This is a genomic window from Streptomyces sp. SudanB25_2051 (assembly GCF_964272635.1).
Taxonomy (GTDB): Bacteria; Actinomycetota; Actinomycetes; order Streptomycetales; family Streptomycetaceae; genus Streptomyces.
In genome coordinates this window covers 3,577,177-3,591,037 of sequence record NZ_OZ186787.1, presented here as the reverse complement: position 1 = coordinate 3,591,037, position 13,861 = coordinate 3,577,177, and the positions used below count along the sequence as shown (strand labels likewise).

Below are 13,861 nucleotides of genomic sequence, written 5' to 3'. Positions count from 1 at the left end.
TCACCCACCAGGGAAGTCGTGTCCGTAGAAAGTGACATCGCCGCGGCCGGCACCACGCCGGTCGCGGCGGTCGAGGGCGCCACGGTCCGCTACAAGACCGTGGTCGCCCTCGACGCCGTGCGAGCGGAGTTCCGCCCCGGCACCACCGCGCTGCTCGGCCCGAACGGCGCGGGCAAGACGACGCTGCTCTCGCTGCTGAGCACCGCCCGCCGCCCCGACGAGGGGACCGTCTCGCTGCTGGGCGAGCCGGTCGGCGGGCGGGCCCGGGTGCGCCGGGTCCGCGAGCGCGTCGGCGTGCTGCCCCAGTCGTTCGGCTACTACCCGCGCTTCACCGTCCGCGAGTTCGTCGAGTACGCGGCCTGGCTGCGCAAGGTGCCGCGCGCCCGGCGGGCCGAGCGGACCCGGGAGGCGCTGCGCCTGGTCGAGCTGGAGAAGTACGCCGACCGGCGGATGGGCGAGCTGTCGGGCGGCATGCTGCGCCGCGCCGGGATCGCCCAGGCCGTGGTGAACGAGCCCGCGCTCGTCCTGCTGGACGAGCCGACGGTCGGCCTGGACCCGGCCCAGCGGGTCGGCTTCCGCGGCCTGATCCAGAACCTCGGGGAGCGTGCCGCCGTGGTGATGAGCACCCACCTCGCGGAGGACGTGGCGCACGTCTGCGACCGCGTCCACGTCCTGCTCGACGGGCGGGTCCGCTTCACCGGCTCCATCGGCGAGCTGTGCGCGCGGGCCCCCGGCGACGCGCCCGGCGAGGAGATCAGCGGCCCGGCCGTGGAGGCCGGTTACCTGGCCGTGGTCGGGCCCGGCGGGAACGGGGCCGGGTCGTGACGCGTGTCCTCCTCCACGAGATGCGGCGGGGAGAGGCCGGCAAGGTGGCCCTCCTGTCGGCCGTCGCCGGCGCCTGGTACCTGGCGTCCGCCGACCCCGCGTCCAGCGACTGGATCGGCTGGTGGAACCAGGCGTCCATCAAGGTGCAGGTCTTCGGCGTCATCGTGATGGGCTCCCTGATGAGCGCCGCCGCCGCGTGGAGCGCGAGCCGCTCCCGGCGCACCCGCACCGCCCTGTGGGCGGACACGACACCCCGGGGCGGCTGGCCGCAGGCCCTGCTGCTGTGGGCGGCGGCGTGGCTGTGGTCGCTGGTCGCCTACGCCGTGATGACCGCCATCGCCTTCCAGCGCACCGCGGCCGTCAGCGACGTCACCGAGCCGGTCTGGTCGCCGCTGCTGCTGGGCGCCGCGATGACCGGCCTCCAGATCGCCGCCGGGGTCGCCGCGGGCACACTGCTGCCGACGCGGATCACCGCGCCCGTCATGGGCCTGTTCTGGTACGCGCTGTTCGTCGTCTTCGCGTTCGTGCCCGAGCTGCCCCTCGCGCACCTCTTCCCGGCCATCGACGAGCATCTCGACACGGCGTACGAGCCGCACACGGCCCGCCTGCTCGTCGCGACCGCCTGGTGCGCCGCCGCCGCGCTCACGCTGCTCGCCGTGCCCGCGCTGGTGCGCCGCGCGACGCTGTCGCCGGGCCCGCTCGTCGTGGTGCCCGCGCTGGTCGCCGTGGTGGCCGGGGGCGCGCTGCTCGCCTTCCGCACGCCGGAGTCCCATTCGTACTGGGCGGTGCCGGCGGAGCAGCCCGCGCGGCCGCTCTGCGTCACGGAAGGCCGTACGAAGGCGTGCCTGTGGCCCGCCGACCGGCATCTGCTGCCGGAGGTGACGGCGGCGGCCCGCACGGTGGACCGCGCGCTGGGCACGCTCACCGGCTTCCACCGCTCCTTCTACGAGACCGGCCTCACCCCGCCCGCGGGAGCGGCGAACGGCCCCGGCGGCGCGGGCCCCGGCGGTCCGGGCGCCGCCGAACTGCCCGTCAACCGCCCCGTGGTGGACGAGCGGTCCATGGCCGGGACGATGCTCGACGCCGCGCTCCCGCAGCCGCCCGCCGACTGCGAACCGCGCGTGCTCGACGAGTCGGGCGGCTACCCCGACACGTTCCTGGTCCAGGCCGTGATCCACTCGCGCGCCGGCTTCCCGGCCCCGTACTACGGCGACCGGTTCGGCGCCGCCGTCGAGCGGGTCCTCAAGGCACCGGCCGCCGAGCAGGACGCCTGGCTGAGCGCCGCCGCCCGCGAGATCGCCGCCTGCCGCCCCGTACCGCCGCTCCCCCGGACCGGCCGGTGAACCCCGTCCTCGCGCTCGCCCGCAGCCGCAACGTGCCGCGCGCCGCCGCCGGGGCGCTGCTCGTCGCCCTGGCCGCGACCGTGTTCACCGGCGCCCGGCTGGACTTCCCGGACTTCCGGTACCTGGTGGACTTCAGCGTCCCGATCGCCGCCGTGGCCCCGGTGGCGTACGCGGTGGTCCTGGGCACCACCCTGCACTCCCCCATGGCGCTGCTGGAGCACACGGCGGCGCAACCCCTGGAGGCGTACCGCCGCGCGCACCTGTGCGCCCTCACGCTGCTGGCCGTCGCCCTGTCGGCGCTGCCCATGGCGGCGGGCCTGCCCTTCGAGGTCTTCGCGGCCTCGGCCCGCAACGCGGCCGGATACCTGGGCCTCGCGGTGATCAGCGCCCGCTTCCTCGGCAGCGGCCTGGCGTGGCTGCTGCCGCTCGGCACGTTCGGGCCGACGCTGCTGCTGGGCGTGGGCGAGGACAACACCCCGGAGTGGTGGGCCTGGTCCATCGAGAACGCCGCCACGCCGTCCGCCCTGGTCATCGCCGCCGTACTGTGGCTGACGGCCCTGGTCCTGCCCGGCGCGCCGCCGCGCGCGGACGACCGGGCGGAGGAGTAGGGCCCGCTCCCTGCCTGCCGGGGCGGCGCACCGGGCTCGGCGTGCGCGTTCCGCGCCGGGCGGGGCCCGCTGCCCGGCGGCCCGGCGAAGGCAGGTGCGTACGCGCGGCGGTATGCGAGGATGCGGGCACAGGCCCTGGACCCCCCGTGAAACGCCGGGCCGCATCGAGCAGTTGGCAGGAGGGCAGCCATGAGCGACACACTCCGGTGGTCCACGTCCGGCCGCGGTGACTCCGGTGGCGGCGCGTGCGACGAGGCCGCGGCCTGCTCGCAGGCCGTCCACGGCCGCGACTCCGGGACCCCCGACGGCGGTTCGTCCGCCGTCACCCCCGCGACCAGGGCGGCGTTCCCCGTGGGCGCCACCGCTCCGTGAGAACCGTGATCGCCGGGCGGCTGGTCGAACTGCCCGGCACCATCGCGGCGATCAGGGCCGCGCTGGACGAGGACCGGGTGAAGGTGTTCGACGCGGAGATCCCGCACGTTCCGGTGGCCGAGCTGCCGCTCGCGCTGGCGCGGTGGGCGCTGTCCACGACGGACGCGGACCGGGAGGACGCCGAGCTGTTCGAGCGCCTGTCGCGGGGCGAGGACGTACGGGGGTGAACTGCTACCGCCTCCAGTACGCGCCCCCGGCCGACCTGGCGCTCGACTCGATGGACGCGGCGCTGCGCACGCGCTTCGACGCGGGGATGCGGACGCTGCTGGTGCCGGACCCGTACGGATCCGGCTCGGTGCCGATAGGCCCGGACGAGGACCGGCGGGAGGCCACGGTGTCGGGTGTGGTGATCCGGTACTACGTCAGCCGCGGCGTGGCGACGGTGACGGTGGTACGCGTCGTGTACGTCTGAGGAACCGGCGCGCGCCCCGGCCGCGGACGCCCCCGCCGGCGGCGGCCGGGGCCGGCAGGGCGCCGGCCGTCCCCGGGACGGCGGACAGCGCGGTCGGACGGTCAGGTCGCCCCGGCGGGTGCACCCGCCGGGGGGCCCAGCCGGACCCGGCGTCCGCGGAAGTCGATTGACGCGCCTTCAGGCGGGCGGTTGGCTGCCGGGATGAGTGAAGAACTTCGCATCGAACGGGTCGACGGCGAGCGCGGCGTCGAGGACTGGCAGTTCGTCCACAACACCGTCATCCCCACGCATCTGCTCTCCCTGGACGACGTCCGCGAGCGGTCCGGGCGGAACGTCCTGGAGGTCGCCTACCTCGGTGACACCGTCGCGGGGTGCACCACCGTACGGCCGCCGGGCGGCGACGCGCCGGACACGGCGACGGTGATCGCGCGCGTCCTGCCCGACCACCGGGGCCGGGGCCACGGGCGCGAGCTGTACGCGCGGGCGCTGGGGCAGGCCCGCGAGCTGGGCGCCGCGCGGATCGAGACGGTGGTGTTGTCCTCGAACGAGTCGGGGCTGCGCTTCGCCCTGCGGAACGGCTTCGTGGAGATCGAGCGGTACCTCCTGGAGGGCGACACCATCCCGTGGATAGACCTGCGGCTGGCGTGAAACAGCCGCCCGGGCCCGCCCGCCGGGAAAAACCCTGGGGGGCGGGCCCGGTCATGCGCTACGGTGTACCCATCGAACGAGACGAGACGTCTCGTCTCGCACTACCGAAGCAGACAAGGGGCCGCTCATGCACCGTGAACACCTCGTCACCGCCGCACCCGGCGTCACCCTGTGGGCCGAGGAGCGGGGCGCGGCCGACGCCCCGCCGCTGCTGCTGATCATGGGCGCCCAGGCGTCCGGGATCGCCTGGCCCGACGCGCTGGTGGACGCGCTGGCCGCCCGTCACCGGGTCATCCGCTACGACCACCGCGACACCGGCCGGTCCACCTGGTCCTACGACACGGAGCCGTACGCCGTGACCGACCTGGCGCGGGACGCGGTCGCCGTGCTCGACGCCCTCGGCGTGGACCGGGCGCACGTGGTCGGCATGTCGCTGGGCGGGATGCTGGCCCAGCTGCTCATCGCCGACCGCCCGGAACGGCTCCACAGCGCCACGCTCATCGGCACGAGCGCGCTCAGCACCACCCCGTACACCGCGCCCGACGGGACCGTCACGCCCGTGGAGGAGCTGCCGTCCATCGACCCGCGCATCCTGGAGATGTGGGCCGGCCGGCCCGAGGACCTCGACACGGAGGCCGAACTGGACTGGCGGGTCGAGCACTGGCGGCTGCTGAACGGCGACGGGGTCCCGTTCGACGCGGCGGAGGCGCGGGCGCTGGAGCGGCGCGTGCTGGACCACACCGGTCACGCGCGGGTCAGCACCGCCCACGCGCGCGCCGAGCACTCGGGGATGCTCCGCACCGAAGAGCTGGCGGCGACGGAGGTGCCGACGCTGGTCGTGTCGGCCACCGCCGAGCCCGTGTTCCCGCCGCCGCACCCGCAGCACCTGGCGCAGGTCATCCGGGGCGCCCGCCTGGCGGAGATCCCCGGCATGGGGCACGCCCTCCCGGCCCCGGTGCTGGAGCCGCTGGCGAAGGCGATCCTGTCCCACACGGCGGCGTGAGCCGCGGGCACGGGGATCCTCGCGCGCGCGTCCACGCGCGCGAGGGGGGCACCGGAAGGGGCGGGCCCGTACCGGAGGACGTCCGTACGGGCCCGCCCCCAGGCCTCAGCAGTACAGGTTCGCGCCGGGCGCGACGCCCAGGATCTGGGTGAACTGCTGGTACTTCGTCACCCGGCTCTGCACCTGGGCCGGGTTGCGGCCGTCGCACTCCAGGGCGCCGTTGATGGAGCGGATCGTCTGGCCGAAGCCGGCGCCGGTCACCATGGCGTTGTGCGCGGTCATCGTGCCGGGGCCGTTCTGGGTGTTCCAGTACCAGAGGGCGGTCTTCCACGCGACGGCCGCCTCGCGCTCCACGCGGTGCGGGTTGTTCAGCAGGTCGATGCCGAGGGCGTCGCCGGCCGCCTTGTAGTTGAAGTTCCAGCTGAGCTGGATCGGTCCGCGGCCGTAGTACGCGGCCTGGCCGGCCGGACAGCCGTACGGCTGCGTCGCGTCGCAGTAGTGCGGGTAGTTGGCGGTGTTCTGCTCGACGATGTGGACGAGGCCGCCCGTCTCGTGGCTGACGTTCGCCAGGAAGGCCGCCGCCTCCTGCTTGCTGACGGTGGCGCCGCCGGTCGTCGCGAAGGCCGGGTAGGCGCTGAGCGCCGCCTTGAGGCCGCTGTACGTGTAGAAGGGGTTCCTGTTCGGGAACATCTGGTTGAACTGCGCCTCGGAGACGACGAATCCGGACGGCGCGGGGTCGGTCGGGCCGGGGCCGGGCGTGCCGGAGCCGCAGGCACCCTGGTCGGACCAGACGTCGGAGGCGCCCGGACGCTCGTTCTGCGTCCACCACTTGGCCTGCCAGTTGCGGCCGTTGTACGAGGCGGTGTTGCCGCCCACGTACACGGAGGACGAGCTCCACGGGGCGGCGCAGTCGGCGGCGGACGCGGTGGAGGCGGGGAGGAGGACCGTGAGGCCCGCGGCCGTGGCGAACGCGGCGAGCAGGGCACCGAAGCGTCGTGACACGTCAACACTCCTTCGACGGGTGTGGGGGTGCCGGTCACTCCACCGCATTGGTCTGGACCTGTCAATAGGTCCAGACCAAAAACCGCCAAAGGTCCATGCGCACGACGGGCACGCCCCCCGCCCCGCCCGCACCCCGCACCCGCCCGCGTACGCGAAGGGGCGTCCGGCCACGTCGGCCGGGCGCCCCGTACGCCACCGGGGACCCGCGCCCCCGTCAGCTCGGCACGCGCAGGGCCAGCAGGGCCACGTCGTCCTCGTTCTGCGGAGGCCGCGCCCGCTGGAGCAGCTCGTCCGTGAACGACTCCAGCGGCCGGTGCGCCAGCGACGCCGCGTGCCGCCGCAGCCGGTCCAGGCCCTCGTCCAGCGAACGGCCCGGAGCCTCGATCAGGCCGTCCGTGTACAGCAGCAGCGTCGAGCCCGGCGGCAGTTCGGCCGACGCGTCCGTACGGCTCACCCGCACCCGGTGCGCGCCCAGGCCCAGCAGCACCCCGTGCCCATCGGTCAGATACCGCGCCACCCCGTCACGCGTCACCAGCAGCGGCGGCGGATGGCCGGCGTTCGTCCACGACAGCTCGCACCGCCCCTCGTCCGACACGGTCAGCCGTCCGAACGTCATCGTCGCCATGGACACCTCGGCGATGTGCAGCGACGCGTGGTCCAGCCAGTCCACGATCTTGCTGGGCGGCTCCTTCTGCGACCAGGCGTACGCCCGCAGCATGTTCCGCAGCTGCGCCATCCCCGCCGCCGCGTCCAGGTCGTGGCCCACCACGTCACCGATGGCCAGGGCCAGCACCCCGTCGCTGAGCGCGAACGCGTCGTACCAGTCGCCGCCCACGTGCGACGCGTCCGGCGCGGCCAGGTACCGGGCCGTGATGCCCAGGCCCGGCACCCTCGGCAGCTGCGGCAGCAGATGCCGCTGCATCGTCTCCGCGACCATCCGCTGCCGCTGGTACAGCCGGGCGTTGGCCAGCGCGAGCCCGGCCCGGCGCGTGATGTCCTCCAGCAGCGCCACGTCCGCCGCCGTGAACGCCTCCGGCCGCTGCGACCGGCCCAGCGTCAGCGCCCCGAGGATCTCCCGCAGGCCGCGGATCGGCGAGATCACCGCCGAGTGCATCCCCGTCGCCTCGAACAGCCGCCGCTGCTCCAGGGCCACACCCGAATCCGGCGGCCCCTGATACGTCTCGGGGCCGGCCAGCGCCGACGACTCCCCGCGCAGCGCGCGCGACAGCGGCATCGGCGACTCCTCGGGAACCGGCGGCATCGGGCCCTCCAGGTCCTCCCGGTGCACCAGCGCGTCGCCCTTGGCGTGCACCACCGCCGTACGCCACACCTCGTCGTTCTCGGTGATCAGGTCGACGACCGCCCAGTCCGCGAGCCGGGGCACCACCAGCGCGACCAGCCGCCGCAGCGCCTCGTCCACGTCGAGCGTGGAGGTCAGCGTCGTGGTCGTCTCGGCCAGCAGGGCCAGCCGCTCCAGCTCGCTCAGGGACGCGGCCGGCTCCGGGTTCTCGGCCGGCGCCTGTACGGCGGCGCCCTCCTCGGCGTGGACCACCACCAGCGTCGACGCCGCACCGTCGCCCGGCGCGCACGGCACCGCCAGCCACGACACGGGCAGCAGCGAACCGTCGCCCCGCTCCAGCCACTGCTCCTCACCCTGCCGCGGCCGTCCCGAGAGGATCGCCTGCCGCACCGGGCAGCTGGCGCGGGGCGTCACCTCGCCGTGCCGGTCGCGGTGCAGCACGTCGTGGGCGTCCCGGCCGACGAGCTCCGCCGCCGACCTGCGCAGCAGCGCCTCCGCGTGGCCGTTCACCGCCAGGACCCGGCCGCCCTCGTCCACGAGGTACGCCGCCGCTCCCAGCACGCGCAGCGCCGCCGCGGCGACCGGTCTCGGAGCCTCCCCGGCCCGGTCCGGGGACGGGCCCGCGGACGCGCCGGGAGCCCCGTCCGGTGACTCCTGCCCGGACGGGTCAGCCGCCTGGCTCGCCGTCATCGCTCCTCGCCTCCCGCCCCTGCCCCGGATCGCGCCCCGGAGCTTCCAGTCCCGCCTTCCCCGGCGCCCGGGGCTGACGCCTCGCTGCCGACCATAAGCGGACGGCACGGCACCGCGCACCGCCGCCCGCCCCGGAGACGTACGGAGTTGAACGTCCCATGAACGTACGGCGCCCTCACCCGCCCCACTCCCCCGCACGCCCTACCGTGACCCCACATGTCCCGCCGGACAGCTGTGCGAGCGAGGGGGAGCGCCCGTGGAGTGGTTCAGCGCAGAGAACGTCATCGCCGTCCTGACCGCCGTCCTCGGCGTGCTCGCGTCCATCGCCGCGCTCTGGTACGAGCGCCGGGTCCCGCGCCGCAAACGCCTCGGCTACCGGGTCCAGATGGACACCCCGATCGGCAGCAACGTCCAGGACGGCGCCCGCGCCAACGTACGGCTCGGCCTCTTCGGCGAGGGGCCGGGCGTCGACCTGTCCGACGCCACCCTGGTCCTGCTGCGCATCGAGAACGACGGCCCGCAGAGCGTCGGCGACAACGACTACACGGGCCGCCCGCCGCACGGGCTGACCGTCGAGTTCACCGGCCGGGTGATCCGGGGCGTCGCCGTCACCCAGCCCGGAGACGCCGACCACCTGATGGAGTACTTCACGCCCGACGCCGGGATGCGCCGCGAGGACGGCAAGCTGCACCTGCCGCGCATCCCGCTCAACACGGGTGAGCACTTCAAACTGCTGTTCCTGCTGACCGGCGGCCCGGTCGGCAGCCCCGTCCGCGTCACCGGCGGACTGCTCGACGGGGAGGTGCGGCCCAACACCGCGATCCCCGCCGACGACAAACCGCCCCTGTTCAGCCGCACGGCCCGGCTGATCACCGTGCTGCTCACCGTGTGCGTGATCACCCTGGCCGGACTCGTCGTCGGCGACGACACCCGCCCGCCCATCGGCTGCGCCACCGGCAGCCTCACCCTCGTCGGCTCCACCGCGTTCGCCCCGGTCGCGCAGGAGGCGGCGCGGAAGTACGAGAAGGACTGCCCCGGCTCGAAGGTCACCGTCGACACGCGCGGCTCCACCACCGGCATCCGCGCCCTCGCCGAGGCCGGCGCCCGCGACAGGAGCGGCGCGCCGGCCGTGATCGCCCTGTCCGACGGCCCGAAGCCCGGACGCGGGTACGAGGCGCTGCGGGGCAACCGGGTCGCGGTGTCCGTGTTCGCCATGGTCGTCAACGACCGGGTGCGGCTGCGCGGGCTGACCACGGCGCAGGTGCGGCGCGTCTACCGGGGCGAGGTGCGGCGCTGGTCCGAACTGGGCGGCCCCGACCTGCCCATCGCCCTGGTCAGCCGCAACACCAACTCGGGCACGCGCGAGGTGTTCCAGCGGCGCGTGCTCGGCGGCTACGAACCGGCACCCTCGTCCGTGGACTGCCGCGAGAAGGCCGATCCCTCGGCGCGGGTGCTGCGCTGCGAGGTCGACTCGACGGCGCAGGTGATGGCGACGGTGGCGCAGGTGCCGGGGGCGCTGGGCTACAGCGAGGTGCGGTCCGGGCAGGACGTGCCGGGGGTGCGGCGGCTCGCCCTCGACGGGCGGGAGCCGTCGGTGGACGACACGGCGGAGAGCGGGTACCCGTACCGGGAGATCGAGTACGCGTACACGTACGGGCGGCCGCCCGCGGACTCCCTGGCCTCGAGCTTCCTCCACTACCTGCTGCGGGGCCCTGGCCAGGAGGTCATCCGCACGCACGGCCACACCCCCTGCGCCTCCCCCGACGCCTACCCCCTCTGCACCTGACCCCCTCCGGACCCGCTACCGCAGCGGGCCGCACCCGCCCCCGTTGTGGGCAGTCGTTCCGCTGTGGCGGAACGGGTGGGCACAACGGGGTGCCCCGCCCGGGAGAGGGCCCACCTGGGCGTGAGGCGCGGTAACGGGGCGGGGGGCGCAGGCCCCGAAGGCAGCGGGTGCGGAAAGAAGAAAGACTCCCGGGTGTGCCGGGAGTCTTCGGAGCCGCCTGTCGGAATCGAACCGACGACCTCAAGATTACAAGTCAAGCGCTCTAGCCAACTGAGCTAAGGCGGCAGCCCGGCCAGTGTAACCAACCCCAGCAGCGCCGAAGGCGAAAATTTCGGCCGCCCCGAACTGCTGACACAACCCGTCCCGCCAGGTACCGTCACCGGGAAGTTCACCTAGGTGGACGAGACACACATCCTTCCTTTACTCGGATCGTCCGGCACGTTCCTGCCGGTGAAGGGACCCATCACCATGGCGTCTGTCACGTTCGACAAGGCCACCCGGCTCTACCCGGGCGGCACCAAGCCCGCCGTCGACCAGCTCGACATCGAGATCGCGGACGGCGAGTTCCTCGTCCTCGTCGGTCCCTCCGGCTGCGGCAAGTCCACCTCGCTGCGCATGCTCGCCGGCCTGGAGGACGTCAACAGCGGCGCGATCCGCATCGGTGACCGCGACGTCACCCACCTGCCGCCGAAGGACCGGGACATCGCCATGGTGTTCCAGAACTACGCGCTCTACCCGCACATGACCGTCGCCGACAACATGGGCTTCGCCCTGAAGATCGCCGGCGTGAACAAGGCGGAGATCCGCAAGAAGGTCGAGGAGGCCGCGAAGATCCTCGACCTGACCGAGTACCTCGACCGCAAGCCGAAGGCGCTCTCCGGCGGTCAGCGCCAGCGCGTCGCGATGGGCCGCGCCATCGTCCGCGAGCCGCAGGTCTTCCTCATGGACGAGCCGCTGTCGAACCTCGACGCCAAGCTCCGCGTCTCGACCCGTACGCAGATCGCCTCGCTGCAGCGCCGCCTGGGCATCACCACCGTGTACGTCACGCACGACCAGGTCGAGGCCCTCACCATGGGCGACCGGGTCGCGGTCCTCAAGGACGGCCTCCTCCAGCAGGTCGACACCCCGCGCAACATGTACGACCGCCCCGCGAACCTCTTCGTCGCCGGCTTCATCGGCTCCCCCGCCATGAACCTGGTCGAGGTCCCGATCACCGACGGCGGCGTGAAGTTCGGCAACAGCGTCGTGCCCGTCTCGCGCGAGGCCCTCTCCGCGGCCACCGCCAAGGGCGACACGACCGTCACGGTCGGCATCCGCCCCGAGCACTTCGACGTCGTCGAGCACGGCGGCGCCGACGCCGCGCAGAGCCTCGCCAAGGACTCCGGCGCCCCGGCCGGCCTGGCCGTCCTGGTCAACGTGGTCGAGGAGCTCGGCGCCGACGGCTACGTCTACGGCTCCGCCCACGTCGGCGGCGCCCAGAAGGACCTCGTCGTCCGCGTCGGCGGCCGCTCCATCCCGGCGAAGGGCTCCGAGCTGCACGTCGTCCCGCGCCCGGGCGAGCTGCACGTCTTCTCCACCTCCACCGGCGAGCGCCTCAGCGACTGACGCCCGACCGGCCGCGCCCCGAGGGGCGCGCACCGACCGCCGTACGGCTCCGCGTGCTCCACGCGGAGCCGTACGCGTTTGGGGATCTTGCAAAACAACACGTACCGAAAAACCCCGGCACTTCGCCCATTCCGGGTGACGCCGTCAACATCGAGGCGCGGCGGAGGTAACGAAACCTCCCTCGTGAGAGTGACTAAGCGTCCCCGAAACTTCACCGAGCGCTACGCTCGCCTCCGTGAACCAGACAGCCCGCCGCATCGGCCGCTCCCTCGCCCTCGTCCTGCCCGTCGTCCTGGTCCTCTCCGGCACGCTCGCGGTCTCCAGCGTGCCCTGGGCGGGCCAGCAGCGTTCGGACCAGCTCCTCACCGCGTCCGCGGAGAACGTCTCGGTGCCGCCGGCCAAGGACACGCCGCGCGCCCCGCAGGACGTGCTCCGCGACCGCCTCGTGAGCGAGCTGGAGCGCAAGGACCCCGGCGTCGCCCTCACCGCCCTCCAGCGCGCCGTGGAGAACAGCCCCTCCCTCGCCCCGCACTGCATGGCGATCGCCCGCGACCTCGGCGCCGCCGCCGTGCGCGTCTACGGCCCGACGAAGGCGCAGTCCTACTCGCGGCCTGTGTGCGACACGTCGTTCGCCGGTGGCGTCGCCTCCGCGAGCTGAGCACGCGACCCGCGCACGGCCCGCACGGCGACCGCCGGGTGCCGCGTCCCGCACGCGGGCTCCGGGCCCGGCCCGCACCGGGCGGCCAGCCGTCCGCGGACCGGCGCCGTACGCCTATCGTGCCCGGTATGCACACCACTCCGACGCAGGCCGTGGTCCTGGCGGGCGGCCAGGGCTCGCGACTGCGCCCCTACACCGACGACCGCCCCAAGCCGATGGTCGAGATCCCGGGTACCGGGACCCCGATCATCGGCCATCAGCTGTCCTGGCTCGCCGCCGAGGGCGTGTCCCACGCCGTCGTCTCCTGCGGGCACCTCGCCGACGTCCTGCGCCAGTGGCTCGACGGCGCCGACCTGCCGCTGCACGTCACCACCGTCGTGGAGGACGAGCCGCTGGGCCGCGGCGGCGGCCTCAAGTACGCGGCGGCGCACCTGCCGCACCCCGACGAGCCCTGGTACGCGACGAACGGCGACATCTGGACCCGGTTCTCGCTGCGCGAGATGGCCGGCTTCCACGCCGAGCGCGACGCGACCGCCACCCTCGCCCTGGCCCGCCCCCGCATCCCGTGGGGCGCCGTCGAGACCGACGCGTTCGGCCACATCACCGACTTCATCGAGGCGCCGCCGTCGCCGTATCTGATCAACGCGGGCGTATACGTCTTCTCCGCCGCCTTCCGCGACCTGCTGCCCGAGCGGGGCGACCACGAGCGCACCACGTTCCCCCGCCTCGCCCGTGAGCGCCGCCTCGCCGGCTTCCCGCTGCCGCAGGGCGCGTACTGGAGGGCCATCGACACGGCGAAGGACCTGACGGAGGCCGCCAGGGAACTGGCCGCCCACACCCCCGTACCGGACGCCTAGGCCCGCTCGTCGCGGCGGGTGCGGGCGCGGACGTGCATGCGCTCGCCCTGGCGGCCGAAGATCGACAGGATCTCCACCGGGCCGCTCCCCGCGCTGCCGAACCAGTGCGGCACGCGGGTGTCGAACTCGGCGGCCTCGCCGGGCCCCAGCACCACGTCGTGGTCGCCGAGCACCAGCCGCAGCCGGCCCGCCAGCACGTACAGCCATTCGTGTCCCTCGTGCACCCGCGGGTCGGGCGTGGACCGGTCGGCCGGGATGACCATCTTGTACGTCTGGAGCGGGCCGGGCTGCCGGGTGAGCGGCACCACGGTCGAGCCGTGCACGGTGCGCGGCTTGAGCCGTACCCGCGGATCGCCCACGTCGGGCGCGCCGACCAGTTCGTCCAGCGGCACCTGGTGGGCCTGCGAGAGGGGCAGCAGCAGCTCCAGCGTGGGGCGGCGCTGACCGGTCTCCAGGCGGGACAGGGTGCTGCGGGAGATCCCGGTCGCCTCGGACAGCGCGGCGAGGGTCACCCCGCGCCGCCTGCGCAGCTCCCGCAGCCGGGGCCCCACCCCGGCGAGCGCCCGCTCCAGGCCTGCGGGCCCCTCCTCGGAGGGCCGCCGGGCGTGGTCCTTGGTGTCGTGCTGCCGCATGCCGGTCATTGCACCCCGCCCGTTCCCGCACCGGCAACAGCTGTTGCCGTTTCCGGGAAA

At 74.3% G+C, this 13,861-nt stretch carries 15 protein-coding genes and 1 tRNA gene; 12 read left to right on the top strand and 4 right to left on the bottom strand.

The features are described 5' to 3' along the window. Positions 1–18 precede the first annotated feature (18 nt). The 8 genes from ACSUPT_RS16090 to ACSUPT_RS16055 all read left to right on the top strand — a co-directional run bounded on the left by ACSUPT_RS16090 (position 19) and on the right by ACSUPT_RS16055 (position 5,271). The gene (locus ACSUPT_RS16090) at positions 19–825 is read left to right on the top strand and encodes an ATP-binding cassette domain-containing protein (RefSeq protein ID WP_403498922.1); all 807 of its coding nucleotides are present in this window, start codon (positions 19–21) and stop codon (positions 823–825) included. Continuing rightward, positions 822–2,168, top strand: coding sequence for a DUF7224 domain-containing protein (locus tag ACSUPT_RS16085; RefSeq protein WP_399219528.1), 1,347 nt, complete (start codon positions 822–824; stop codon positions 2,166–2,168). The genes ACSUPT_RS16090 and ACSUPT_RS16085 overlap by 4 nt, the downstream gene beginning before the upstream one ends. Continuing rightward, positions 2,165–2,776 carry a hypothetical protein gene (locus ACSUPT_RS16080; RefSeq protein WP_351963907.1) on the top strand — a complete coding sequence of 204 codons (612 nt, stop codon included), beginning with the start codon at positions 2,165–2,167 and terminating at the stop codon, positions 2,774–2,776. Before ACSUPT_RS16085 ends, ACSUPT_RS16080 begins: the two co-directional genes overlap by 4 nt. Positions 2,777–2,965: 189 nt before the next feature. After that, a complete protein-coding gene (locus tag ACSUPT_RS16075) occupies positions 2,966–3,148 on the top strand; it encodes a DUF397 domain-containing protein (protein ID WP_361657242.1) in 183 nt (60 codons plus the stop codon). Further along, the gene (locus tag ACSUPT_RS16070) at positions 3,145–3,375 is read left to right on the top strand and encodes a hypothetical protein (protein ID WP_351963905.1); all 231 of its coding nucleotides are present in this window, start codon (positions 3,145–3,147) and stop codon (positions 3,373–3,375) included. The genes ACSUPT_RS16075 and ACSUPT_RS16070 overlap by 4 nt, the downstream gene beginning before the upstream one ends. Further along, positions 3,372–3,620: a hypothetical protein gene (locus ACSUPT_RS16065; RefSeq protein WP_399219526.1), complete on the top strand. Its 249-nt coding sequence runs from the start codon at positions 3,372–3,374 to the stop codon at positions 3,618–3,620. Before ACSUPT_RS16070 ends, ACSUPT_RS16065 begins: the two co-directional genes overlap by 4 nt. Positions 3,621–3,821: 201 nt before the next feature. After that, entirely contained in the window at positions 3,822–4,268 is a 447-nt protein-coding gene (locus ACSUPT_RS16060; protein WP_436944725.1) for a GNAT family N-acetyltransferase, read from the top strand. A gap of 127 nt (positions 4,269–4,395) precedes the next feature. Beyond that, positions 4,396–5,271: an alpha/beta fold hydrolase gene (locus ACSUPT_RS16055; RefSeq protein WP_351963903.1), complete on the top strand. Its 876-nt coding sequence runs from the start codon at positions 4,396–4,398 to the stop codon at positions 5,269–5,271. Positions 5,272–5,376: 105 nt separating this feature from the next. On the opposite strand, the gene ACSUPT_RS16050 is transcribed toward ACSUPT_RS16055, so the two are convergent. Together ACSUPT_RS16050 and ACSUPT_RS16045 are read right to left on the bottom strand one after the other, a co-directional pair. Further along, positions 5,377–6,273 carry a glycoside hydrolase family 19 protein gene (locus tag ACSUPT_RS16050; RefSeq protein WP_361657248.1) on the bottom strand — a complete coding sequence of 299 codons (897 nt, stop codon included), beginning with the start codon at positions 6,271–6,273 and terminating at the stop codon, positions 5,377–5,379. Positions 6,274–6,487: 214 nt separating this feature from the next. Further along, positions 6,488–8,263, bottom strand: a complete 1,776-nt coding sequence (locus ACSUPT_RS16045; RefSeq protein ID WP_436944723.1) for a SpoIIE family protein phosphatase — start codon at positions 8,261–8,263, stop codon at positions 6,488–6,490. A 256-nt stretch (positions 8,264–8,519) separates the two neighbouring features. On the opposite strand from ACSUPT_RS16045, the gene ACSUPT_RS16040 reads away from it, so the two are divergent. Then, the gene (locus ACSUPT_RS16040) at positions 8,520–10,049 is read left to right on the top strand and encodes a substrate-binding domain-containing protein (protein ID WP_361657254.1); all 1,530 of its coding nucleotides are present in this window, start codon (positions 8,520–8,522) and stop codon (positions 10,047–10,049) included. 211 nt (positions 10,050–10,260) lie between these two features. On the opposite strand, the gene ACSUPT_RS16035 is transcribed toward ACSUPT_RS16040, so the two are convergent. Beyond that, positions 10,261–10,334 (bottom strand) — tRNA-Thr (locus ACSUPT_RS16035). Positions 10,335–10,517: 183 nt separating this feature from the next. Here ACSUPT_RS16035 and ACSUPT_RS16030 point away from each other — a divergent pair. From ACSUPT_RS16030 to ACSUPT_RS16020, 3 genes are all read left to right on the top strand, one after another. Continuing rightward, the gene (locus tag ACSUPT_RS16030; RefSeq protein ID WP_351963899.1) at positions 10,518–11,654 is read left to right on the top strand and encodes an ABC transporter ATP-binding protein; all 1,137 of its coding nucleotides are present in this window, start codon (positions 10,518–10,520) and stop codon (positions 11,652–11,654) included. Between the two features lie 235 nt (positions 11,655–11,889). Next, complete coding sequence (locus ACSUPT_RS16025) at positions 11,890–12,312, top strand: hypothetical protein (RefSeq protein WP_351963898.1); 423 nt, start codon at positions 11,890–11,892, stop codon at positions 12,310–12,312. Between the two features lie 128 nt (positions 12,313–12,440). Then, entirely contained in the window at positions 12,441–13,169 is a 729-nt protein-coding gene (locus tag ACSUPT_RS16020; RefSeq protein ID WP_436944721.1) for a nucleotidyltransferase family protein, read from the top strand. Here the strand turns inward: ACSUPT_RS16020 and ACSUPT_RS16015 are convergent. Next, the gene (locus ACSUPT_RS16015) at positions 13,166–13,801 is read right to left on the bottom strand and encodes a helix-turn-helix domain-containing protein (protein ID WP_404149502.1); all 636 of its coding nucleotides are present in this window, start codon (positions 13,799–13,801) and stop codon (positions 13,166–13,168) included. The two genes, ACSUPT_RS16020 and ACSUPT_RS16015, sit on opposite strands and share 4 nt — an antisense overlap. Positions 13,802–13,861: the final 60 nt, after the last annotated feature.